This window comes from Exiguobacterium sp. UBA7533, assembly GCF_002479335.1.
Lineage (GTDB): Bacteria > Bacillota > Bacilli > Exiguobacteriales > Exiguobacteriaceae > Exiguobacterium_A.
Genome location: NZ_DLMP01000005.1, coordinates 167169 through 188066 on the forward strand (window position 1 = coordinate 167169; position 20898 = coordinate 188066).

Below are 20898 nucleotides of genomic sequence, written 5' to 3' on the forward strand. Positions count from 1 at the left end.
TAGATAGAAATCAGTTTTTTTAGGAGAGGAATATCTATGGAGAAATCAGGTAAATCTTATGTAACGTCTGCTAGGCGAATGCTCCATGGTGGAGACTATAATCCAGATCAATGGTTGGATGTTCCGCATGTCTTACGCCAAGATATCGAATTGATGCGTCTCGCTCATACGAATACGTACTCCATCGGCATTTTTGCCTGGAGTGCATTAGAGCCGGAAGAAGGGGTTTACACGTTCGAGTGGTTGGATCGAATCATAGATGACATTCATCAAAATGGTGGAAATGTAATTTTAGCGACACCGAGTGGAGCGAGACCCGCATGGTTATCGCAAGCATATCCTGAAGTATTGCGCGTCGATGAACGACGGGTTCGACAGCTTCATGGCGGACGTCATAATCATTGTTTCAGTTCGCGTGTTTATCGGCAAAAAACGCAACACATCAATCGACTATTGGCGAATCGTTATGGGAAACATCCGGCATTATTGATGTGGCATATCTCGAATGAATACGGGGGAGAGTGTCATTGTGATCAATGCCAATCCGCTTTTCGTATCTGGTTACAAGAAAAATATAAAACACTTGATCGGCTGAATGCTGCTTGGTGGGGAGCATTTTGGAGCCATACGTTCAATGAGTGGTCTCAGATTGAATCGCCGTCGCCAATCGGCGAAAGCATGGTCCACGGCTTAAATTTAGATTGGCGTCGTTTTATCACGGATCAAACCATTAATTTCTATCAAAATGAAATTCAGCCATTACGCGAAGTGACTCCGAATATACCGGTGACTACCAATTTCATGGCAGATACGGATGACTTGATTCCCTTCCAGTCGCTTGATTATAGTCAGTTCGCGAAATATGTTGATGTCGTGAGCTGGGATGCGTATCCAGCTTGGCATAACGACAGGGAGTCAACGAGTCGTTTGGCGATGAAGGTCGGATTTATTAACGATCTATTTCGTAATCTAAAACAACAACCGTTCTTGTTAATGGAATCGACGCCGAGTGCCGTTAATTGGCATCCTGTCAATAAAGCTAAACGACCAGGAATGCATTTGTTATCTTCGATGCAAATGATTGCCCATGGTTCGGATAGCGTACTTTACTTCCAGTGGCGTAAATCTCGAGGGTCATCTGAAAAATTTCATGGGGCAGTCGTCGATCATGATGGAAGTTCTGAAAATCGTGTCTTTCAAGAAGTTGCAGAAGTCGGTCGTTTGTTAGAACATTTAGATGAAGTCGTTGGTACACATCGTCCAGCCGAAGTTGCGATTTTATACGACTGGGAGAACAACTGGGCATTTGACGATGCGCAAGGATTTTCGAATGACACGAAGCGTTATCCCCAAACACTCCAAGAACATTACCGGGCGTTTTACGAGCGTGATATTCCGGTAGATGTCATTACAAAAGAACAAGATTTTGATGGTTACAAACTGTTGATCGTTCCGATGCTTTATTTAATCAGTCAAGAGACAATCGAACGGTTAAATCGATTCGTCGCGCAAGGTGGGACTCTCATATCGACGTATTTGACCGGCCTAGTTGATGAATCTGACTTAACTTATTTTGGTGGATGGCCAAGTGAGTTAAAAACGATGTTCGGAATCGAGCCAGTTGAAAACGATACGCTATACCCAATGGATAAAAATGGAGTGAAGTTCCGCGATAAGACATATGAACTAAAGGATTATGCGACAGTCTTGAAAGTAGTGACAGCTGAAACAGTTGGAGTTTATACAGAAGACTTTTATGCTGACACAGCGGCAGTGACGCGGAATAATCACGGAGAGGGCGTCGCTTGGTACATTGGTGGAAGGTTGGAGGAGCGATTCCAAAACGATTTTTATGCAGAAATCATCTCTTCGTTGAATTTGCTATCGCCTCTTCAGATTGAACATCCAGAAGGTGTCTCGGTGCAGGTGAGAATCGATGCGTCGTCTATCTACGGATTTATCATGAATTTTTCGGAAGAACGCAAAACGATTGAACTAAAAAAACCAGTCGAAGACTATTTGACGGGAGAACGACTCATCGGAAATGTATTACTACAACCGTATGAAGTAAAGATTGTGAAGTGTAGCGCCGAATAACAATGTTGTTTGAAAGTGTATTGTGGATATCTGGTGGAAGGGATTGTATAAAATAAACTCAGAAAACGAGACTGTGTTGTGAATCGTTATCGAAATTGAAAAAACGTAGGACCTCCTTATCATTCGGTAAGGAGGTCCTTTCGAGTTTACGAAGTAATAGTCAATCGGCTTAAATTGTCTTTGACTTGATTTCGAGTTGATCGAATTCCAAACTGCCTTGAACAACTAAGAGTGTTCGATGTTCGTGTTTTTTATTTCGAGTAAACCTTCTGTTCTTGAATGTAGTGATCTAACGTAATAATCATCTATTCACTTACTTTCTAATTTGTATGTTTGCTTTTTCCTTATTAGGACTAGCTCGTTCAAATGAGTACAATTCCTTTTATTCCCATGATAATTTGCGTATAACAGCTTTTTATGTATTTAATTCTAAAAAATACTTATATTGGTTATTATAATGATATCATGTTGCTGGAGGGATCTTGGTGGACAGTTTATTAGAAATAGAACGATTATCAAAAACCTATACGCGGGGAACAGAAACGGTCGAGGCATTAAAACAAATCTCCTTCACGTTAGAAGAAGGTGGTTTCATCGCCATCATGGGAACAAGTGGCTCCGGAAAAAGTACACTATTGAATATAGTAGGGGCACTTGACACACCAACTAGTGGAACGTTGACCTTAAAAGAAAAACGGCAACGCGACATCTTCACTGAACCTGCTGCGACGTTATACCGTCAGCAACACATTGGGTTCATCTTTCAATCATTTCACCTGCTCGATGATTTGACGGTCTAGGAGAACATCGCCTTACCATTGATGTTGAAGGGGATGGATGACAAAACGATCAATCAAGAGGTAGAGATTTGGCTCAAACGAGTCGGACTGACGAAATGGAACAATCATCGACCGCAAGAGCTGTCGGGTGGACAGCAACAACGTGTCGCAATCGCACGTGCCTTGATCAGTCGACCACCGATCATCTTAGCGGATGAGCCGACGGGTAACCTCGATTTCAAGACATCTGCTGAAATCATGCAATTGCTTCAAGAACTCAATCGCGAACAACAGACGAGCATCCTGCTCGTGACCCATGATGCGACCGTAGCTGCTCATGCGAAACGTGTACTGTATTTCCATGATGGACAGATCGTCGCCGATCAGCTGTCGACCGGAGACGTGGCACCGATCTTAGAAACATACGAACAGTTCGTGGGGGCTGTATGAAACGACAACATCTCTTCCGTCTTTCTCACCGACTGTACCGTAAAAGTCCGATGATTCTATTGACCTCAATCGGAAGCGTCATGATTTCGATTGGTCTCGTCTTAACGATGGTCATTTTTTTACTACATAATCAAGCCGCAATCGAAGCGGATCGTGAACAAAGATACGGTCAAGTCGATCTGACGGTCAAATATACACCTGAAGATGAGCAGGCGGATCAGTCCGTGTTTGAGCAACTTAAAAAGGATCACGATGTCTTGGACGCAGAGTCGATCTTACAGACGACAGCGCGCGTCGCTGGTCAAACGATGGCCGACGTGGAAACGATGGGAGTTCATTCGGATGCCCTGGCGAAAAGTCGGTATCATTTCACGAACGATTTGAAACAGGGAGAAGCGATCGTGTCAGCTCGACTCGCGACGTCGCTTGATCGTAGTGTCGGACAAACGCTTCGCGTTGGAGAAGCGACGTATCGAATCCGTGAGATTTTACCAAATACAAAAACATCTGAAGCTTCGCAAGATCAAGTCTTGCTTTCGTATGCTGATCTGAAAAAGAACCATCCAATCGAAACGAAAGCCGTCTTGCTCAATCTAAAAAAAGAGGTGGATTTCGTCCACTATGCCGATACACTCGTCAAAGCGAATCCGAAGCTCCGGGTTGAACTTGCGGAGGGGCAAGCGCTCTCACCGGCGCTGAACGGCTACATCGGAATCTTGTCAGTACTGATCCTTGTCGTCTCCGGCTTCATCTTGATGGCGAACTTCGACTTGTATTTACGCAAACATGCTGTCCAATTTGCGATCATGCGGACGCTTGGAGCGACAACACGACAACTGTTCCAGCTGTTCTTCGTTCAATCTGGGTTGATTGTCTTAGCCGGAATGATGCTTACGATTCTAGGCAGTATTTGCTTACCGTTACTTGGTCAACTCGTATGGCCGACAGAGGGTAAAATGATCGTCTCCCTCATGATTGATCAGGGAGCGTTCTTGATGCTCGTAACGTTCGGTAGTGCCTTGTTAATTCTGCTGTTGCTCGCGAGTACGGCTTATCGAAAACGGGATGTGTTACCACTCCACGTTTTGCGAGAAAATCTGAAAACGGCGTCACGACCGACCCGGCGAAAACGTCTCGTCCTGTTCAGCAGTGGATTGACCGGCAGCTTAGTATTATTCGCTGAAGTGATTGCCAGTACGGGTGGGTCACGGGCGATCGCCTGGCTCGGTGCGACCGTCGCTTTTTTACTGACGATGTATCTCGCGACGCCGCTCCTCTTGAAAGGAGTGCTCCATCGAGCGGAACCGATCGTTCGTCGGTTAGCGGGACCGACGAGTTTCGTCGCCTTCCGGGGCGTGTTGCCGCAACTTCGGAAAAATGCCTGGTTGATGCTGATCGTTCAAGTCTTAATGATCATCGTCGTCATCGGATCGACGTTCCTTGAGACGGTGCAACAAAACGAGCGGAAGTACATCATCAGCCAATATCCGACGGAGGTCGTCTTAAAGAGTCGTTTAGATGAAGGATCGCAAGGAGACCCGCTACAATTGATTCGGCAAATTGAAACGGACCTACCTGGCGCAAAAGCGACCTTCCTATCGTCTCGAAGCTCCTTTGAATACCAGTTGCCTCAGGAAGATGTCTCAATCGAGTACGAAGTGACGGACTATCGTCGTCTTGACGTCTTAGAGGGAGAACAGACGAGTGACACAGACGGAATCATCATCTCACGTACCTTCGCTAAAAAACACAGTCTCCAAAAAGGCGATACGTTGCCGCTCGGTCGATGGGACGGGGAACAAGAACGAAGTGTTTCGCTCGGTCAATTCCGAATCGTTGGAATCGAAAAGAAGATAACACCAGACATCCTCGTGGATTGGCGGAACGAGGAGCTACGGCAACCAAGCGATCACATCTTGAATGTCTTTATCGACGTTCCATCCGAGTTAAAGAAGGCGCAAGTGACAAAAAAATTATCAGAGATCACGCAAAGTTATCCGACATTGCAAATGAATCGACTATCTGACACGCTTCATGATGCGGAGCAACAAACGACGGAACGTTGGTTCGTCTTCATCATTGCGCTTGTCGTCATGAGTGGATCCGTCTGGTTCGGACTTGCAAACGCCTTACTCAGTTTCGTGAGTGGAAAACGAGGCGAGTATGCCTTGCTACGAACGATTGCGCTGACTCGAAACAGGCTGCGTCAATTGACACTCATTCAAATGCTCTTGTTCATTGGGAGCGGCATCATCTTTGGACTGATCAGTGGTCTTGGTGCGACAATCTTCGTGACACGGATTGATGATACAGGATCATTCTATCTCAACGTCCCGACGATTGCTGGAACTATTGCCGGTTTGGTGGTGCTTGTCCTAGCCATCGCTTGGTTCGTCACCCGACGGAAGCAGGAAAACCTCGTTCACGAATTGAAACAGTAAGTATAGGCAAGTGAACCGGGGGGATCGAAATGCGAAAAACGATCGGGGCGATTCTATTACTTGTAGTGATTGGCAGTGTTGGTTGGTGGATGATCGCAGATGAACGGGATGCAACCTATGAGCAGATTGTTGAAGTGCAAGTCGTTCGGCACGTGACGAAGCAGTTCGGGCGCGACAATATCGCGTCAGTCAAACCTTATTTCGTAGCGTCCGAATCATCAAAATCACGACGTCACCAGATTGCCGTTCAATTGAAATCGGCACCGACTGGAGAATACCGGATGTACCGCGTATTTCAGAATAAGGTCGAATACATCGGTCGATCACGAACCGTTCGATCAGATTAAACAGGTACGTTGAATCAGTTGGGGGATTTAAATGAAAACGAAAGCCGAACGTATCGCGTTCATTCAAGAAGAAAAACGTCAACTAGCTAAACCACGTTTGTACAGCTCGTTACTGTACGGCTTTAGCATCCTGTTGGTCGTCGCCAATCGGGACATGTACTGGCCACTATTTTTATTATTTGTAGCACTAGTCTGGATTGCGCGGATCCACTCGCAAGAAGTCGAACGTGATATGGCTTTAACGATAGAACCACAGATGAAGAAAATCATTCAATGGCAGTATGTAACGGATTTTCTGTTCGTCATCTTAATGGGATTATTCTTTCCAATACTAATCGTATTCGATTTACCATTTTTCCTAAGTTTTGCCGTCTACGTCGTGTTTGCTATCGCTTTGCTCGTATCAGATATGCTACTTGAACGAAACGGAAAACGTCTCGATGTCGAGCATCCGACGAAGAAGGAATTGCGGACGCATCCGAAGTCGTGGAAAAAGATTTAATTCGTGGAGCCGGTCGTTGAACCGGCTCCTTTTTGAGCATTCCGGTCGCTTCAGCGTGCGAGACTGCCGTATGATGAAAGGGCACATGAATAAGGAGGTCCTCGTATGCTTGCAATCATCATTGGATTTATCATCGGTTTGCTCGTACCGGTTCAAACGAGTGTCAATACGCGATTGCGGGGCGTCGTCGGGTCACCGTTCCTCGCTTCGCTGATTTCCTTTTCGATCGGCTCACTATTCTTACTACTTCTCGTGCTGCTTGTCGATGGCAATCTCACAGGTCTCACGGCTGTTGCCGATGAACCGTTCTGGATCTGGGCTGGGGGGATACTCGGTGTCATCTATTTGACCGGGAACATCTTGCTATTTCCGCGACTCGGAGGTGTCCAAACGGTCATCATGCCGATTTTCGGTCAGGTCGTCATGGGACTGTTGATTGATCATTTCGGATTGTTTGAAGCGAACGTTACTACACTCTCGCTGACACGGATCATCGGAGCAATTCTTGTTTTGTTCGGCGTCGTTGGGACGGTCGCGCTCGGTGACTATTTGGCACGACGACGGAAGCAACATGTGGAGTCACGAGAGAACTCGTTACTCGTTTGGCGTATTCTCGGAATTGTTACGGGAATGATGAGCGCAGCTCAAACGGCCATCAATGGCCATCTCGGAAGTGTTCTCGGGTCAGCTGTAAAAGGGGCATTAATCTCATTCGTCATCGGAACGGTTACCTTACTGCTGCTAAATCTGATCCTACGAACAAAGTGGCAAATGGATCGCACCCAACCACTTCCCGCGTGGATTTGGATTGGGGGATTGATTGGTGCATTGTTCGTTGCCGGCAATGCCTTCATCGTTCCGCTCGTTGGTACGGGACTCGCCGTCGTCATCGTCACGATCGGGTTACTGACCGGAAGCTTATTAATTGACCGCTTCGGTTGGTTCGGTGCAAAAAAACAACCGGTCACGGGTGTGCAGATCGTCAGTCTGCTTGTCATGCTTGGAGGTATCGTGTTGATCCGCATTTAAGAACAGCTCGTTCGAACGTATGGATAGATACGTTGAGAACGAGCTGTTTGTTTAATCGTTCTCAATAAAAAGCAGAAAATAATTTCCTAATCGATGAATTGAGGTAAACTGAAGAAAGAATCATCATTTAGGAAGTGGATTCGGAGGAGAAATGCATGAATCTAGTGGATATCGAACGACGATTACGAGAAGACGATGAATTACAACAAATGCTAGAGATCGTAGAACGACTCGATTTACCAGATTGGTGGATTTGTGCCGGTGTCCTTCGTTCGAAGATTTGGGGCATTGATCAAAACGCACAGTCGGACATCGATATCGTCTATTTTGACCCATCGGATATTTCTGAAGCGACGGAAAAAAGACATGAGCGGCAATTATGTGAATGGATAGATTTACCGTGGTCCGTCAAGAATCAAGCACGGATGCATCTCGTGAGTGATTTGCCACCTTACGCATCAGCGCAAGATGCAATCGCACAGTTTCCTGAAACCGTCACGGCAATCGGCGTGACGAGACGACCAGACTTTGAACTCTATCTTCCATACGGGGAGATGACTTTACGGATCGAATCATTCGCCCGACACCACCTTTTCAAGTCGGTACCGCGCGTCATTCGATTTTTCAGCGACGTGTGATCGAAAAAGGATGGCAAGACGACCCGGGTCTACAAATATGTAAATGAAACAAGAAGGAGCGTATGTGATGAAACGAATCAGTTATAAAAAAACGATACCGCTTCTACTAGTAGGACTCCTCTGTATCAGCGGATGCGCACCGGAAAAGAACGAGGTGAAGGAAAAGATTCACGTTGATGGTACGAGTTTGTTCGACAGTGGCTCCTATCCGACTGCTGTAGAGACGGCCGAGCATCAGTTTAAATATGACTTGAGTGACAAGTCCACCTATACGTTAAAGCAAGACGATTTCCGAGTGGACGCGCGATTCGATGACTATAATTTACTGCTAGCAAGCGTCATCGATGGACGATATGATTCACTAATGATTTATGAAAAGAAGTCGAACTGGATGTTAAGCAGTTCGATGGATCTCATTCGAGATCAAGCAACGAAAGGTGAGACGATCGCAGGGAGTCTATCGTGGGAAGGGAATAAGAAAAAAATGGCGACGAAACTTGTAACGAATCGTCATTATACAGTGATTGAGACTCGACTGGAAAATGAGCGTATTCCAGCTCGATTCGGAGAACGAACACGCACTATCAATGGGTTGAAAATACATATTCAAAAGCAAGGGAAACAACTTAATCTTGCCTATCGAAACGGGACCTCCGTCATCTGGCTCATCAGTGATCGACCAGAAAAAGTTCTGCTTCGACTCATCACGGCATCTCCAGACAGTCCGATTTCGAAGCTATCCGATGACTTTTAGATCCGCCATGGGGGATCTTTTTTTATTTTTATGACCCAGTTGGAAATTGTACATGGTTGAGGTCGAGGAGCGTTTATCTGTCATGCATAGCGGGAATCTTATTCATGAAATCATATGTTGAAAATAATGAAAGCGATCGATGGTCGTACAGGTGAGGTGAGTTGTTAATCGTAACGCATTCATAGAAAAGGAAGTGAGAACTTCATGCGATTCAGAAGGGAACATGTCAATGTCGTTGATCCGGCGCAAACGAAAAAGAGTGTCTATGCGACCGGAATCGGCAATGCGATGGAGTGGTTTGATTTTGGGTTGTACTCCTACCTCGCCGTCATCATCAGTCAAAATTTCTTTAGTGGTGTAGAAAATGATGAACTGAAGCTGGTCTTTACGTTTGCGACGTTTGCGATCGCCTTTTTGATGCGACCACTCGGCGGATTGATCTTTGGACGAATGGGCGACCGTCTAGGACGAAAAGTCGTCTTGACGACGACGATCGTCATGATGGCATTTTCGACTTTGTTAATTGGTCTGCTACCGACCTACGATCAAATCGGTGTCTGGGCACCGATTCTTTTACTGTTGGCAAGGATCTTGCAAGGCTTTTCGACTGGTGGTGAATATGCTGGTGCGATGGTCTATATCGCCGAGTCTTCACCCGATAAACACCGGAGCGCGTACGGTAGTGGTCTTGAAATTGGAACATTAGCTGGGTATATTCTTGCTTCCGTGTTAGCGACGATCTTGTTCGTCTCTCTATCAGACGATCAAATGTCATCTTGGGGATGGCGTATTCCCTTCATCTTAGGCGCACCACTCGGATTATTTGGTCTTTATCTTCGGCGACACTTGGATGAGTCACCGATTTTCGAGAATGAGATCGATGAGAGTGAACAGGAACAAGCGACGTTTCGGACGATCATCCAAGAACACCGGAAAGACATCATCGTCTGCTTTATCGCCGTTGCTTTCTATAACATCACGAACTATATGTTGTTATCCTATATGCCGTCTTATCTGGATGAAATCATCGGTCTACCGAGTGCAACGAGTACGATGTTAATCACCGGTGTCATGATCATCATGATTCCGCTCGCTTTCTCGTTCGGTCGCTTGAGCGATCGACGCGGCAATCGACGATTGGTACTGCTTGGATTGACGGGGTTAGCCTTAACATCGATCCTCTCATTCTTCCTAATCGGGCAAGACTGGTTGTTATTCGTCGGCATCGGGATCTTCATTATTGGTTTCTTTTTGTCAATTTTCGAGGGAACAATGCCAAGTCTGTTGCCAAGTATTTTTTATTCAGATGTGCGATACCGGACGCTTTCCGTTACCTTTAATATCGCAGTGTCGATCTTTGGTGGGACGACCCCACTCGTCTCGACCTGGCTTGTGCACACGACAGAAGATCCACTCGCTCCAGCCTATTACCTGACAGCCGTCAGCGTCATTGGCTTCATCACATTCTTCTTTTTCTTTGAGAACACAGCAGGTAAGGCGCTCAAAGGATCACATCCGACGGTTGCTTCGGAACAGGAAGTACATGAAGTCGCAAAAAATCCAGAAGATGCGCTGTGGTGGAAAGAAGATGACAAAAAAGAATGACGATAAAACGAACAGTCCCTTACTCGATGGAGTGAGGGACTGTTGCTTTTCATGAATTTGTGATGCAACGTTACGAACGTTCAGTAGCTTGAAAGGCATGCCGAAGAAAATCAGCAATCCGTTGCCAAGCCTGAAGCGCTACGTTTGCGTCACCGTGATGCGTAAAGGCATGGGGTTGTCCGGCAAATTCCAGGTGTTCGACGTGAACACCTGCTGCTTGAAGTCGTTTCGCATACTGCCGCGCTTCCTGCGCCAGCGAGTCGAGCTCCGCCGTCAGGACGAGCGTCTTCGGTAATGCTTCGAGTTGAGCCGCATAGAGTGGCGAAGCAAGGTGATGATACGCATCTTCCGCGCGAGCGATGTACATCGCATTGAACTGCCGTGCCTGCTCAGTAGGTATGGCTTCTTTAAAAAACGGTTTGTCCGCTGGGTCCGTTGCGAGATCGAGTGGAGGGTAGTCAAGGATTTGAGCAATGAGCGGAACCGGATGTGTCTGCTCGGCGTTCCATAACGATATGGCAGTAGCGAGGTTCCCACCAGCACTATGTCCCCCGATCGCGATACGCGAAGCATCGAGGTGTAGCGTATCAGCATGTTGAAATATCCACTGGACGACCTCATAGGTGACGAGGACTGGAACGGGGAATGGATGCTCCGGTGCTAATGGGTACTCGATATTAAAAACATGACAGTTGGCGGTCTCAGCGAGAAACAGATTCCATGGTTCGTCCATTTCTGGCGTTCCGGTGATGAAGCCGCCACCATGGAAACTGATGAATCCAGGTAACGGTTCTACTGCATCAATCGGTGAGTGGCGCAACACTCGGATATCTCCGACTGAAGTCGGCACTTGTAGCGTAGTCGTGGTCGCTTGCGGTGGATGAGGAGGTGTGACTTGAGGACGTTCCTCATCTGAGCGGATTTGTTTGGCAAGGTCAATCATCTCTTGGCGATTCATCGAATTCCTCCTTTAGGTCTATCTTCATCATACCGAACGGATTGGTGAATTTCTCTTCTGGATTCGTTTTCTCTAGTTGCAGGAAAAAGCAGCCAGAGTTTGATACACTTTTGAAAGAAACTAGAAATCGAAAGGATGGAACAGATGCCAACACTTTACATTACGCGTCATGGCGAGACGGAATGGAACTTAGAAAAACGAATGCAAGGCTGGGAAGACTCTCCCTTGACAGCAAAGGGCAGACAGAATGCGCGGGACCTTGGTCACCGCTTACGTGAAATTCATCTGGATCATCTCTATATCAGTCCGATTGGTCGCGTCCAAGAAACAGTTCGAATGATGGATCTTGATCCAGCGATTCCGGTCACCATCGACGATCGATTACGTGAAATGCACATGGGAACCTGGGAAGGACGGACGGCGGCGGAAATTGAAGTCGCGCATCCGCTTGCTCATGCTGCATTTTGGCAAACGCCGCATACCTACATACCGGAGAGTGGAGAATCCTTTGACGCGGTCCGGGAGCGCATTCTATCATTTTTGGAACGACTGGCTGACCATGAAGAAGACGAAAACATCTTAATCGTCACCCACGGCATCTTTCTTAACATCTTGCTGACACATCTTCAACGTAAGTCGTTCGCGACATTATGGGATCCGCCGTTCATTCATGGAACGAGTTTGACGATCGTCGAATATACGGATGGGGAAGCCATAATCCGATTAGAAGCTGACATGTCGCATGTCATAGCGGACTAAAAAAACGGCGGACTTTTTCTCGGTCCGCCGTTCTCCTTATCGTGATTTCGTCAAATAGATCAAAATTGCGCCTTCTTGTTTTCTGACCTTTAGGTGAGGAGAGGATAACGTGTCGATCGAGCGACCGATGATCGATTCTCCTGTCGTATAGCGTTTGAGGAGTAAGGGATAGAATGAAGCATTCGTCTGTTTCTGATCATTGAATTGACCGCTGTCAGTCTGGACGTTTTGAGGTAAGGTATAGACCGTTTTCGTCTCAGGAATACCATTCTTCGTATCAAGCGAATAGGTGAAGGCATGCGAATCGTTGAGCAGGTTCAAATCATACGTCAACTGGAACGGTGTGCGATCATATGTACCGGCAGGAATCGATTTGTCGATCAGCACCTTTGGTGGTTCTGTATCGTCAAATTGGACCGCTTTGAGCTGGAGCGGGCGATCGAGTGCACCAGTTAAGAAAAATGTCCGCTGTTGCTGCGACTCGTCCTTTGCGGTAGAAGGTGTGATCGAAAAGGAAGACTTCTTGATCTTGACGGTCTCTTTAGGAAGGACGGTTGCTTCCGTTGTGCAACCAGCAAGCAAGAAGGGAAGGGTGAATAAGAGCGCGTATTTCATAACGTGTTACTCTTTTCCATAGTCATAGTGAATCGAGAAAAAATAAAATATTCAAAAAATTAGAAATGATACCTAGATTATACCGACAATGTTCTTGCTAAATAAAGGAGGAAATCATGAAAGGCAAATGGTTATTAGCAACCGTCCTGCTCGTCGGTTGTGCCTCGACGGGGGAAGAGGCCGAATCGACGGCAAAATCGTTATACGTCGCACCGAACGGCAGTGATAAAAATACCGGCACGTTGAAGCATCCGTTTAAAACGATCCGACAGGCGACACTAAAAGCGACTGCGGGTACGACAGTCTACTTGCGAAAAGGAACGTATCACGAGAAGCTGAACGTTAGGCAAAGTGGAACGAAACAACATCCAATCGTCTTTCGGAATTATAAACAAGAACGAGTCGTCTTAAATGGGGAAAACATTAAAGATCGAGACGCAACCTTACCGATCATCCAGATTAAGGATCAAAAATATGTGACAATCCAAGGACTGACGATCGAAGCCGTTCAGTCGAAACGGTCGGACGCGACACCGATCGGCATTTTGGTCACGGGATCAGGATCACACATCACGTTGAAGGATAATACGGTTCGCCAGATTAAGACGCTCGCGAAAGATGGGAATGCACACGGCATCGCCGTCTACGGAACGGGAGCGATTCGTCACCTGACGATCACCGGCAACCGAGTCGAGCAGAATCGTCTCGGTTTCAGTGAAGCCCTCGTCTTAAACGGGAACGTCAAACATTTCCGGGTGACGAAGAACGTCGTACGGGATAACGACAACATCGGTATTGATTTGATCGGACACGAAGGGGTTGCTCAGTCGAAAAAAGACGACTACGTCCGTGAGGGCGTCGTGTCGGAAAATCGTGTCTACCGGACGTCGAGCTACGGCAATCCTGCTTACGGGAAGGAATACAGCGCAGCCGGTATCTATGTCGATGGTGGGAAGAATTTGACGATTGAGAAAAATCTTGTCGAAGCGAGTGATATCGGGATTGAAGTGACGAGTGAACATGCCGGACGGTACGCAGAAGATGTCATCCTCCGCCAGAATGATGTACGGCAAAATGTCTACACCGGAATTGCGATTGGTGGGTATGACACGAAGCGAGGCGGTACAAAACGTGTTCGGATCGAGCAAAATCAGCTGATCGGGAATGATACGAAAGGGCTCGAGGGTGGTCAATTGCTCGTCCAGCATGATGTCCATGACAACAAGATCATCAAAAACACATTCGATGGTTCGTTAAGTGTCGCCCATTACTTCAAGACGAGTTCGGGAAATCAGTTTGAGAAAAATACGTTCCAGCATACAAAACGTTTCATGTGGCGCGACGCCTCCTATAAAACAGAACAAAGCTTTCTGAAAGCGGTCCGAAAGGTGGAAGGAAGATGAAGTTATCGGAGCGACTCCTCGCTTACTGGATCCGGGTTCCGAAACGCTGGCGGCTTGCAGCGTTGACCGCCTTAATGTTAACGATTTGGACAGTGGAAGGCGTTCGGTTTTTAACAAGTCCCGCGTTACGACTGCCGACCGTTACCGATGCAATCATCTGTCTCGTTCCGGCGATTCTAATGTTCATGGTATGGAAAACAAAGCGTTCAAATTAACACCTGAATTAATCGAAAATAACAAGGAATTCATTTAATCGTCCTCGAAATAGGGAGGGAACTTCAATTAGTAAGGAGGAAGAATGATGACGAAACTGACGATTCAAGCCGTGATTGACCGTCCGGTCGAGACCGTGTGGGAGATCTGGAACGCACCGGAAGACATCAAACGCTGGAACGCAGCGTCTGACGATTGGCATACGACGGCGTCAACGAATGATTTGACGGTCGGTGGTCAATTCACGAATCGAATGGAAGCAAAAGACGGTAGCATGGGATTTGATTTCACGGGTACATATGAAGCAATCGTTCCCTACGAACGCATTGCGTATGTCCTCGAGGATGGTCGTCAGGTGACGATCGACTTCACTCGAAACGGGGAACAGACCGAAGTCGTCGAATCGTTTGATGCCGAAACAATCAACCCGCCTGAAATGCAACAAGCGGGCTGGCAGGCGATCCTTGATCGGTTCAAGGCGTATGCTGAGTCGAAGTAAATCGTTCGCTTCGTAACTTCCGACCACGGCGATCCGTCAGGGCAGGAATACCACCGCTCTCATAGCGCCGGACCCAGTTATACAATTGTTGATACGACACATCATGCCTTCCGGCGATACGTTGGTAGTCCTTTGCGGCCGCCAAACAATCGAGGACGGCATTGATGCGTTGTTCAAGAGTGTTGGTGGACATGAACGTTTTCCTCCTCATTGAATCGCCCTGGATTCGTCCACGGCATTAAACTAGAGCACATACAATCGATGGAAGCCATTGGATCAAAGAAAAATTGATGCGTCTCCTGTTGATTCGTTTTGACGATCAGTCGTTTTTCTAGCGTTGGTAAATGCACGAGAAACGAAATCTGATATTCCATAGGATGCGAGAGAATGGTGGTAGATCGTTTTTGTAAGTGGATAGCTGCTGAATTCGCAGTGATGTATAAGACGTGTCGATTCCATTCCTCTTCGTTGAAAAGTGAATCCATCATCGTGATAAATGCTTGACCGGAAATGAAGTTCATCGGACGACCTCCTTTCTTATAATGTGTATATCCTGTACATGTTTTTCGAAAACCTACATTTCAAATATTACAAAAAAACCACCTCCAAAAGAGAGGTGGTTAACGTTACCCTGCTAGTTCAAGCATTTGGACGAACGCGACGTCCGGATCTGTCGTCTCAAATCGGTTCAACCAATCCTTGAAGTCGCCTTCGTACAAAATACGACCTTGATGAAGGAAGATGACATGGGCATCGGTATGCAATAGATCATGTAATTGATGGGTCGAGAAGAGGCACGTTTGACCGTTTGCTGTCATCTGCTCGAAGCGTCGCATGATATGAAGTCGTGTTGCCGGATCAACGCCACTTGTCGGCTCGTCAAAAATGTAGAGCGAACGCGGTACTGTCGTCAACAGGGTGACGAACAACCATTTCTTTTCACCAGCGGACATCTTACCGATTTTCATCTCCCATAGATGAGCGAATAGATCGAGCTCTCGTGGCTGTTTCAGATGACGCGTATACGTCTCTTGCTTGCGATATGCTTTCAAACGAGCGAGCCGACCGACGAAGACGGCGACATCCTTGCCCTTTAATTCATCCGAGTAATAGATGAATTGCGTCAAATAGAGAATGTCCGAGATATCGGGTAAGTCCAGTTCTCCGGACGTGATCGGTAAGGCGCCGGTCATGCAATCAAACAGTGTCGTTTTCCCGGCACCGTTCATCCCGATCAAGACGTTCAGTTTCCCGGGAACAAGCGAAAAGGAGACATCGTGTAACAGATCAGGTGATTTCGGATAGTTGAAGCGTACGTGTTGAACGTGCATCTGAATCCTCCTATCGGGTCAGTAATGACATGAGATTAAAACGTTTGACAGAGAATAGACCAAGTAACAGATAAATGACGAGTACGACGGTCAAGATAAGGAACGATGCTCCCGTAACGTGCTCAGAGACAGCGAGACCAAGTGTTTTCATGACATAAAAAGGATTCAAGTAACTGTACCAACGATCCGGTTGGCTATTCGCGAACAAGAACAGAGGATACATGACGATGTTGATTAATGTCGACATACTCGAAATCTTAGCCGGAAGCATCGTCAAGGCGATGCTTGCAAAAGCAAGCGAGATGCTGAGCACCAAGACGAGATAAGCGAGTAACAACGTTAAAGGTGAGAAGAGGCCGAATACGAGCATCAGGACTGTCGTAAAGACCGTTAAACTAACGGCTGCAAATACGAGCTGAACGAGAACGAGTGCGAGAATACAACCAATCTTACTACCGGAAATCATGATATACGTCTTCATCAAACCATGTTCCCGCATCCGGGCAAGTTGGAGACCAATGCCGTTGACATAAATCGAAAGTAAGATATAGCCCCAAAAGAGTGCAAGAAATGATAGGAAACTGCTCTCTGTGAAATCGAGTCGTGACCCGAAGACGAACGCGAGAATCAATGGGAAGATCAACGACCAAAAGACCGGAATCTTATCCGTCAGCATGATTTTTAAGTAAAGTATGAAGTAGCTAGGAATCGAGTACATATGTGCCTCCCGTTCATAAAAATATGATGCTGTCTATTTTTATACGAATAAAATTGGATAAAAGTTCCTTAATAAGTGATTTGTTAATAAAAGTAAGCATATCAAAAGCGCTTAAATATTGTAAACTGAAGCAAAGAACGGGAGGTGTCATGATGAAGTATCTCTTAACTTCCGGTGGGATACAAAATGCGTCGATTCATCAAGCGTTACTGGAGATGCTCGAAAAACCGATTGAAGAATGTCATGCCATTGCAATCACGACAGCGTCTTACGCACTAAAAAGGGGGATGGACCTCGCTGTCAACTTCATTCAAGGAAAAGATGAGGCACCAATGGTCGATGTAGGATGGAAGTCAGTCGGTCTGTTGGAATTATCAGCGGTTTCAGTGGTTGATCCAGCAATTTGGCAACCAGCGGTCGAACAAGCGGATGTCATCCTCGTCAATGGTGGGGATCCGCTATTTCTACATCACTGGTTCGTCGAATCGGGCTTTGATCGACTATTACCGCAACTGACCGGTGTTTATGTCGGGATGAGTGCCGGTAGCATGGTGCTCACTCCCCGTATCGGAACGGAGTTCGTCGAATGGCAAAAGACCCCGGAGCAATCGGACGCAACACTCGGTCTCGTTGATTTTTCGATCTTCCCGCATCTCGATCACCCGCAGTTACTAGATAATCACATGCAAGCAGCAAAAGAGTGGGCAAAGAGGCTGACGAATCCAGCGTACGCGATCGACGACGCGACAGCGATCCGTGTCATCGGTTCAAACGTCGACGTGATATCTGAAGGAAATTGGGTCAAATTGCAATGACAACGATTTATTTCGTCTGACATTGTGAATCGGTCAAAACGGGGAGTGATCGTGAACGAGGTTTAACCGATGCAGGTCAACAGCAAGCGCAGAAACTAGTGGTGTTCTTTAGAACGATACCGATTGACGCCATTTATTCGAGTCCAATGCGACGGGCGATGGATTCCGTTCGCCCACTTGCGAATCAGAGGAACATGCAGGTCATAACGGTTCCATTTCAAGAGCGACTTTTTCAACTAATCGATGAACGATTAACGACTGAGAGACTCGAGGAAGTATTGAGACAGTTATTTTTAGACGCCGATTACTCTGAAGTTGGTGGAGAGTCGAATCGCATGGCACTTGATCGTGCTGTAGCAGCCATCGAAAAGCTCCATGACATGCATCCGAATCAACAAGTGGTTGTCGCGACACATGGACTTGTATTAGCGTTAGTTCTTGAAAAATATACTGGGCGAGCGGCGAACGGATGGTTAGATGCCATGTCGAGTCCAGCGATTCACCTGTTGACATTCGATGCCCTCAAGAAAGCGTCTCATGAACATCTATAGAAAGACGATTAAATTTGACCGCTGAAGATGAAACCGAGAAAGAGTAGTAGCAGCACGCCGAGCGGAATGGCACAGGTGAGACTGACATATTTAAGAATCCCGGGCTCGCGTCGTCTGAAAGCGACGATCCCAAGACCGATTCCGAACAGATAAATGGCAAGTCCGATCGGAATCGTAATCATCGAGTTTGGACCGAATGGCCAGTTAATTGGTGGGAAAATCATATAGGCAATGAACAGACCAATCAGACTGAAAAAGATAGAAGCTTTAGCGTATGTCATGTGAGAACTCCTTTGAATGAGGTATATGAACAGGTATTCGGTTTTAAAACACGAATTCCTGCTTCATCCATAAAATTTCCAGTTTGTGTTTCGAATGAATGGGAGCTCTATCTAAAAGATAGTAACTTTTAGATAGGGGAGGGACTGATGCCAAAAGAAAACATGACCCGTTATGCGATTCTCGGACTCCTCGCCAGCGGATGTACGTCTGGTTATGAGATGAAACATACGATCGAAACGAGCTTGAACCACTTTTGGAAGATCAGTTTCGGCCAAGTCTACCCGACACTGAAACGGTTAGAAGCGGAAGGATTGATCGTGGAAGAGGTTACGGATGGGGAACGAAAACAATTCTCCCTGACGGAAAACGGACATGTGGAGCTCGCGCGGTGGGTCGCTGAACCGTCCGTTGATTTGCCAGTGCAACGAAACGACTTATTGTTGAAGCTTTATTTTGCCCGCCATGTTTCAAAAGACGTCACGATGCAGAAGATTCAGGAGCATGCACGCTTGCTCGAAGAGCGGCTCGAGACGTATCAAGCAATTGATGCGATGATTCGTTCTTATCCTGACTCAAACGACGCCGTTTATTGGTTGCTGACGCTTGATTATGGCATTCGAAAAACACGGGCGTTACTCGACTGGTGTGACGCTTCTCTTGAGACCCTTAAAGGAGGAAATTGACATGAAACGGATCATTGCGACTCCGAACAAAGACGTCGTCGTGTTCATCATCGGGTTACGGATCAATCGCCTGCGCTCCGTCCGGCAATGGTTGCCGACGGTCCAAGCGATGGGACCGATGCTGCAAGAGTGTTATGCGAACGATGTCGGACTGATTTCGCATGAGTCCCTTGTCGGCTGGCGATCCGTGACGTTGATTCAATACTGGCGTTCAACGGAAGAGTTGGTGGCATATGCCCATGGTTCGCGCCATTTGACGGCGTGGAAACGATTCAATCAGAAGGCACGGACATCAGAAGCGGTCGGGATCTTTCACGAGACGTTCGAAGTCAGCAATTATGAGTCGATGTATGTCAATCTTCCGACACGTGGTCTTGCGAAAGCACTTGGCGAGTCGGCGATCAAACCGCATCAAGAACAAGCGAAAGGACGATTAGCCGAACGACAGTCGCAAGAGACGATCTGAATAGACAAAAGACGGGTGCCGAGGCATCCGTCTTTTTATATAGTGACTGGCGTGGCGGGTTCGAGCAGCTCCCCACAGTTTTGACAAATATGATTGAGCGTTTTTGTACACGGTTCGCAAAACGTACAAGCATGTGAACATTGATAGACCGTCGTTTCAATCGTTTCTTGGCACCGGACACAGGTTGGTTCCATGCGTATCACCTCCTATTAGTAGTATAAGAAATACTATTCAATGAACACAGCAACAGAACAAAGTAAAAGGCTATATTTTCCTTTGATTCCATGTTAATTTGAAGAAAGTGGTTTTGAATCAGAAGGAGGATGGAAAATGGACCAGATTGATCAACAGATTGTCCGGATTCTGCAAGATGATGCACGGATCCCCTGGTCGGAACTCGGACGACAGATCGGATTATCGGCACCTGCCGTCAACGAACGGGTCCGAAAAATGGAGGACGCGGGAATCATCGAAGGGTTCCGCGCTGTCATTAATCCAGAAGCACTCGCGCAAGGGTTACTCGCGATCGTCATGTTCGAAGAGACACGCTGCGCAGGCTTGATTGAATTTTGTAAAGGACATCCAGAAGTCGTCGAGTGTCACCGCCTGACCGGTAGCTATAACTTCATGGTCAAGTTGCAAACCGCGTCCGTTGCAACACTGGAACGTTTTCTCGATGATGCATCGGTCTACGGCAAACCATCGACCTGGATTCGGCTGTCGACGCCAGTGCCGTTCACGGGATATACGGTATGACGGAAGCGACACGTGTACGGATCGAACAACTGACGGGGGATATCGAGTACATCGAACAACTCGGTGAGCAAGGGGGAACATCGACGGTCTACCGGGTTGAAACGAAAACAGGAAAATACTTACTCAAGACTTCTACGGAAGCGAGATACCAAGAATGGCTCGCAGAAGAAGCAATTGTCTTAGAAAAATGGATGCAATGAGAGTCAG

General features: G+C 46.9%; 25 protein-coding genes and 2 pseudogenes. 19 read left to right on the forward strand and 8 right to left on the reverse strand.

Annotation, left to right across the window (positions count from 1 at the left end; translation table 11 throughout):
• Positions 1-36: 36 nt before the first annotated feature.
• The 9 genes and pseudogenes from B2U10_RS08255 to B2U10_RS08295 all read left to right on the forward strand — a co-directional run bounded on the left by B2U10_RS08255 (position 37) and on the right by B2U10_RS08295 (position 10642).
• Positions 37-2097, forward strand: a complete 2061-nt coding sequence (locus B2U10_RS08255; RefSeq protein WP_290786705.1) for a beta-galactosidase — start codon at positions 37-39, stop codon at positions 2095-2097.
• 485 nt (positions 2098-2582) lie between these two features.
• Positions 2583-3326 (forward strand): annotated as a pseudogene (locus B2U10_RS08260) (ABC transporter ATP-binding protein).
• A complete protein-coding gene (locus B2U10_RS08265; RefSeq protein ID WP_290786707.1) occupies positions 3323-5767 on the forward strand; it encodes an ABC transporter permease in 2445 nt (814 codons plus the stop codon). Before B2U10_RS08260 ends, B2U10_RS08265 begins: the two are co-directional and overlap by 4 nt.
• 29 nt (positions 5768-5796) lie before the next feature.
• Positions 5797-6114 (forward strand): hypothetical protein, encoded by a 318-nt coding sequence (locus B2U10_RS08270; RefSeq protein WP_290786709.1) that lies wholly within the window; start codon positions 5797-5799, stop codon positions 6112-6114.
• 31 nt (positions 6115-6145) lie between these two features.
• Positions 6146-6616: a hypothetical protein gene (locus B2U10_RS08275; RefSeq protein WP_035407707.1), complete on the forward strand. Its 471-nt coding sequence runs from the start codon at positions 6146-6148 to the stop codon at positions 6614-6616.
• 105 nt (positions 6617-6721) lie between these two features.
• On the forward strand, positions 6722-7645 hold the full coding sequence (locus B2U10_RS08280) for a DMT family transporter (RefSeq protein WP_290786711.1): 924 nt from the start codon (positions 6722-6724) through the stop codon (positions 7643-7645).
• Between the two features lie 155 nt (positions 7646-7800).
• A complete protein-coding gene (locus B2U10_RS08285) occupies positions 7801-8283 on the forward strand; it encodes a nucleotidyltransferase family protein (RefSeq protein WP_290786713.1) in 483 nt (160 codons plus the stop codon).
• Positions 8284-8350: 67 nt separating this feature from the next.
• Positions 8351-9037 carry a hypothetical protein gene (locus tag B2U10_RS08290; protein WP_290786715.1) on the forward strand — a complete coding sequence of 229 codons (687 nt, stop codon included), beginning with the start codon at positions 8351-8353 and terminating at the stop codon, positions 9035-9037.
• Between the two features lie 204 nt (positions 9038-9241).
• Entirely contained in the window at positions 9242-10642 is a 1401-nt protein-coding gene (locus B2U10_RS08295; RefSeq protein WP_035407717.1) for an MFS transporter, read from the forward strand.
• Positions 10643-10712: 70 nt separating this feature from the next.
• On the opposite strand, the gene B2U10_RS08300 is transcribed toward B2U10_RS08295, so the two are convergent.
• Positions 10713-11600 (reverse strand): alpha/beta hydrolase, encoded by an 888-nt coding sequence (locus B2U10_RS08300; protein WP_290786717.1) that lies wholly within the window; start codon positions 11598-11600, stop codon positions 10713-10715.
• Between the two features lie 144 nt (positions 11601-11744).
• Here B2U10_RS08300 and B2U10_RS08305 point away from each other — a divergent pair, with 144 nt between their 5' ends.
• The gene (locus B2U10_RS08305; RefSeq protein WP_290786719.1) at positions 11745-12359 is read left to right on the forward strand and encodes a histidine phosphatase family protein; all 615 of its coding nucleotides are present in this window, start codon (positions 11745-11747) and stop codon (positions 12357-12359) included.
• A 36-nt stretch (positions 12360-12395) separates the two neighbouring features.
• On the opposite strand, the gene B2U10_RS08310 is transcribed toward B2U10_RS08305, so the two are convergent.
• Positions 12396-12974, reverse strand: coding sequence for a hypothetical protein (locus tag B2U10_RS08310; RefSeq protein WP_290786722.1), 579 nt, complete (start codon positions 12972-12974; stop codon positions 12396-12398).
• A gap of 116 nt (positions 12975-13090) precedes the next feature.
• On the opposite strand from B2U10_RS08310, the gene B2U10_RS08315 reads away from it, so the two are divergent.
• The 3 genes from B2U10_RS08315 to B2U10_RS08325 all read left to right on the forward strand — a co-directional run bounded on the left by B2U10_RS08315 (position 13091) and on the right by B2U10_RS08325 (position 15089).
• Positions 13091-14377, forward strand: coding sequence for a right-handed parallel beta-helix repeat-containing protein (locus B2U10_RS08315; RefSeq protein WP_290786724.1), 1287 nt, complete (start codon positions 13091-13093; stop codon positions 14375-14377).
• Complete coding sequence (locus B2U10_RS08320; RefSeq protein WP_290786725.1) at positions 14374-14592, forward strand: hypothetical protein; 219 nt, start codon at positions 14374-14376, stop codon at positions 14590-14592. The genes B2U10_RS08315 and B2U10_RS08320 overlap by 4 nt, the downstream gene beginning before the upstream one ends.
• A gap of 86 nt (positions 14593-14678) precedes the next feature.
• Positions 14679-15089 carry an SRPBCC family protein gene (locus tag B2U10_RS08325; protein WP_290750681.1) on the forward strand — a complete coding sequence of 137 codons (411 nt, stop codon included), beginning with the start codon at positions 14679-14681 and terminating at the stop codon, positions 15087-15089.
• On the opposite strand, the gene B2U10_RS08330 is transcribed toward B2U10_RS08325, so the two are convergent.
• From B2U10_RS08330 to B2U10_RS08345, 4 genes are all read right to left on the reverse strand, one after another.
• Positions 15064-15282 carry a helix-turn-helix domain-containing protein gene (locus tag B2U10_RS08330; RefSeq protein ID WP_290786729.1) on the reverse strand — a complete coding sequence of 73 codons (219 nt, stop codon included), beginning with the start codon at positions 15280-15282 and terminating at the stop codon, positions 15064-15066. The genes B2U10_RS08325 and B2U10_RS08330 overlap by 26 nt on opposite strands.
• The gene (locus B2U10_RS08335; protein ID WP_290786731.1) at positions 15263-15610 is read right to left on the reverse strand and encodes a hypothetical protein; all 348 of its coding nucleotides are present in this window, start codon (positions 15608-15610) and stop codon (positions 15263-15265) included. The genes B2U10_RS08330 and B2U10_RS08335 overlap by 20 nt, the downstream gene beginning before the upstream one ends.
• Before the next feature lie 105 nt (positions 15611-15715).
• A complete protein-coding gene (locus B2U10_RS08340) occupies positions 15716-16420 on the reverse strand; it encodes an ABC transporter ATP-binding protein (RefSeq protein ID WP_023468433.1) in 705 nt (234 codons plus the stop codon).
• Between the two features lie 10 nt (positions 16421-16430).
• A complete protein-coding gene (locus B2U10_RS08345; RefSeq protein WP_290786733.1) occupies positions 16431-17138 on the reverse strand; it encodes a hypothetical protein in 708 nt (235 codons plus the stop codon).
• A 152-nt stretch (positions 17139-17290) separates the two neighbouring features.
• Between B2U10_RS08345 and B2U10_RS08350 the strand changes: the two genes are divergently transcribed.
• Entirely contained in the window at positions 17291-17953 is a 663-nt protein-coding gene (locus B2U10_RS08350) for a Type 1 glutamine amidotransferase-like domain-containing protein (RefSeq protein ID WP_290786736.1), read from the forward strand.
• A gap of 68 nt (positions 17954-18021) precedes the next feature.
• A pseudogene (locus B2U10_RS08355) lies at positions 18022-18504 on the forward strand (histidine phosphatase family protein); the annotation flags it as partial.
• Between the two features lie 8 nt (positions 18505-18512).
• On the opposite strand, the gene B2U10_RS08360 reads toward B2U10_RS08355, so the two are convergent.
• Positions 18513-18785 (reverse strand): hypothetical protein, encoded by a 273-nt coding sequence (locus B2U10_RS08360; RefSeq protein ID WP_290786738.1) that lies wholly within the window; start codon positions 18783-18785, stop codon positions 18513-18515.
• Between the two features lie 147 nt (positions 18786-18932).
• Between B2U10_RS08360 and B2U10_RS08365 the strand changes: the two genes are divergently transcribed.
• On the forward strand, positions 18933-19469 hold the full coding sequence (locus B2U10_RS08365; protein ID WP_290786740.1) for a PadR family transcriptional regulator: 537 nt from the start codon (positions 18933-18935) through the stop codon (positions 19467-19469).
• 1 nt (position 19470) lies between these two features.
• A complete protein-coding gene (locus B2U10_RS08370) occupies positions 19471-19935 on the forward strand; it encodes a DUF4188 domain-containing protein (RefSeq protein ID WP_056061633.1) in 465 nt (154 codons plus the stop codon).
• Between the two features lie 35 nt (positions 19936-19970).
• On the opposite strand, the gene B2U10_RS08375 is transcribed toward B2U10_RS08370, so the two are convergent.
• Complete coding sequence (locus tag B2U10_RS08375; protein WP_290786742.1) at positions 19971-20129, reverse strand: DUF1272 domain-containing protein; 159 nt, start codon at positions 20127-20129, stop codon at positions 19971-19973.
• Positions 20130-20265: 136 nt separating this feature from the next.
• Between B2U10_RS08375 and B2U10_RS08380 the strand changes: the two genes are divergently transcribed.
• Positions 20266-20691, forward strand: coding sequence for an Lrp/AsnC family transcriptional regulator (locus B2U10_RS08380; protein WP_290786744.1), 426 nt, complete (start codon positions 20266-20268; stop codon positions 20689-20691).
• Complete coding sequence (locus B2U10_RS08385; protein WP_290786746.1) at positions 20688-20891, forward strand: hypothetical protein; 204 nt, start codon at positions 20688-20690, stop codon at positions 20889-20891. The genes B2U10_RS08380 and B2U10_RS08385 overlap by 4 nt, the downstream gene beginning before the upstream one ends.
• Positions 20892-20898: the final 7 nt, after the last annotated feature.

Excerpts from the sequence above, each read along its gene's own strand:
- B2U10_RS08315 (WP_290786724.1), top strand. The coding sequence starts at position 13,091 with ATGAAAGGCAAATGGTTATTAGCAACCGTCCTGCTCGTCGGTTGTGCC.
- B2U10_RS08300 (WP_290786717.1), bottom strand. The coding sequence starts at position 11,600 with ATGAATCGCCAAGAGATGATTGACCTTGCCAAACAAATCCGCTCAGAT.
- B2U10_RS08385 (WP_290786746.1), top strand. The coding sequence starts at position 20,688 with ATGACGGAAGCGACACGTGTACGGATCGAACAACTGACGGGGGATATC.
- B2U10_RS08275 (WP_035407707.1), top strand. The coding sequence starts at position 6,146 with ATGAAAACGAAAGCCGAACGTATCGCGTTCATTCAAGAAGAAAAACGT.
- B2U10_RS08330 (WP_290786729.1), bottom strand. The coding sequence starts at position 15,282 with ATGTCCACCAACACTCTTGAACAACGCATCAATGCCGTCCTCGATTGT.
- B2U10_RS08280 (WP_290786711.1), top strand. The coding sequence starts at position 6,722 with ATGCTTGCAATCATCATTGGATTTATCATCGGTTTGCTCGTACCGGTT.
- B2U10_RS08325 (WP_290750681.1), top strand. The coding sequence starts at position 14,679 with ATGACGAAACTGACGATTCAAGCCGTGATTGACCGTCCGGTCGAGACC.
- B2U10_RS08295 (WP_035407717.1), top strand. The coding sequence starts at position 9,242 with ATGCGATTCAGAAGGGAACATGTCAATGTCGTTGATCCGGCGCAAACG.
- B2U10_RS08320 (WP_290786725.1), top strand. The coding sequence starts at position 14,374 with ATGAAGTTATCGGAGCGACTCCTCGCTTACTGGATCCGGGTTCCGAAA.
- B2U10_RS08265 (WP_290786707.1), top strand. The coding sequence starts at position 3,323 with ATGAAACGACAACATCTCTTCCGTCTTTCTCACCGACTGTACCGTAAA.
- B2U10_RS08255 (WP_290786705.1), top strand. The coding sequence starts at position 37 with ATGGAGAAATCAGGTAAATCTTATGTAACGTCTGCTAGGCGAATGCTC.
- B2U10_RS08285 (WP_290786713.1), top strand. The coding sequence starts at position 7,801 with ATGAATCTAGTGGATATCGAACGACGATTACGAGAAGACGATGAATTA.
- B2U10_RS08345 (WP_290786733.1), bottom strand. The coding sequence starts at position 17,138 with ATGTACTCGATTCCTAGCTACTTCATACTTTACTTAAAAATCATGCTG.
- B2U10_RS08350 (WP_290786736.1), top strand. The coding sequence starts at position 17,291 with ATGAAGTATCTCTTAACTTCCGGTGGGATACAAAATGCGTCGATTCAT.
- B2U10_RS08310 (WP_290786722.1), bottom strand. The coding sequence starts at position 12,974 with ATGAAATACGCGCTCTTATTCACCCTTCCCTTCTTGCTTGCTGGTTGC.
- B2U10_RS08340 (WP_023468433.1), bottom strand. The coding sequence starts at position 16,420 with ATGCACGTTCAACACGTACGCTTCAACTATCCGAAATCACCTGATCTG.
- B2U10_RS08305 (WP_290786719.1), top strand. The coding sequence starts at position 11,745 with ATGCCAACACTTTACATTACGCGTCATGGCGAGACGGAATGGAACTTA.
- B2U10_RS08270 (WP_290786709.1), top strand. The coding sequence starts at position 5,797 with ATGCGAAAAACGATCGGGGCGATTCTATTACTTGTAGTGATTGGCAGT.
- B2U10_RS08375 (WP_290786742.1), bottom strand. The coding sequence starts at position 20,129 with ATGGAACCAACCTGTGTCCGGTGCCAAGAAACGATTGAAACGACGGTC.
- B2U10_RS08290 (WP_290786715.1), top strand. The coding sequence starts at position 8,351 with ATGAAACGAATCAGTTATAAAAAAACGATACCGCTTCTACTAGTAGGA.
- B2U10_RS08360 (WP_290786738.1), bottom strand. The coding sequence starts at position 18,785 with ATGACATACGCTAAAGCTTCTATCTTTTTCAGTCTGATTGGTCTGTTC.
- B2U10_RS08370 (WP_056061633.1), top strand. The coding sequence starts at position 19,471 with ATGAAACGGATCATTGCGACTCCGAACAAAGACGTCGTCGTGTTCATC.
- B2U10_RS08365 (WP_290786740.1), top strand. The coding sequence starts at position 18,933 with ATGCCAAAAGAAAACATGACCCGTTATGCGATTCTCGGACTCCTCGCC.
- B2U10_RS08335 (WP_290786731.1), bottom strand. The coding sequence starts at position 15,610 with ATGAACTTCATTTCCGGTCAAGCATTTATCACGATGATGGATTCACTT.
- B2U10_RS08380 (WP_290786744.1), top strand. The coding sequence starts at position 20,266 with ATGGACCAGATTGATCAACAGATTGTCCGGATTCTGCAAGATGATGCA.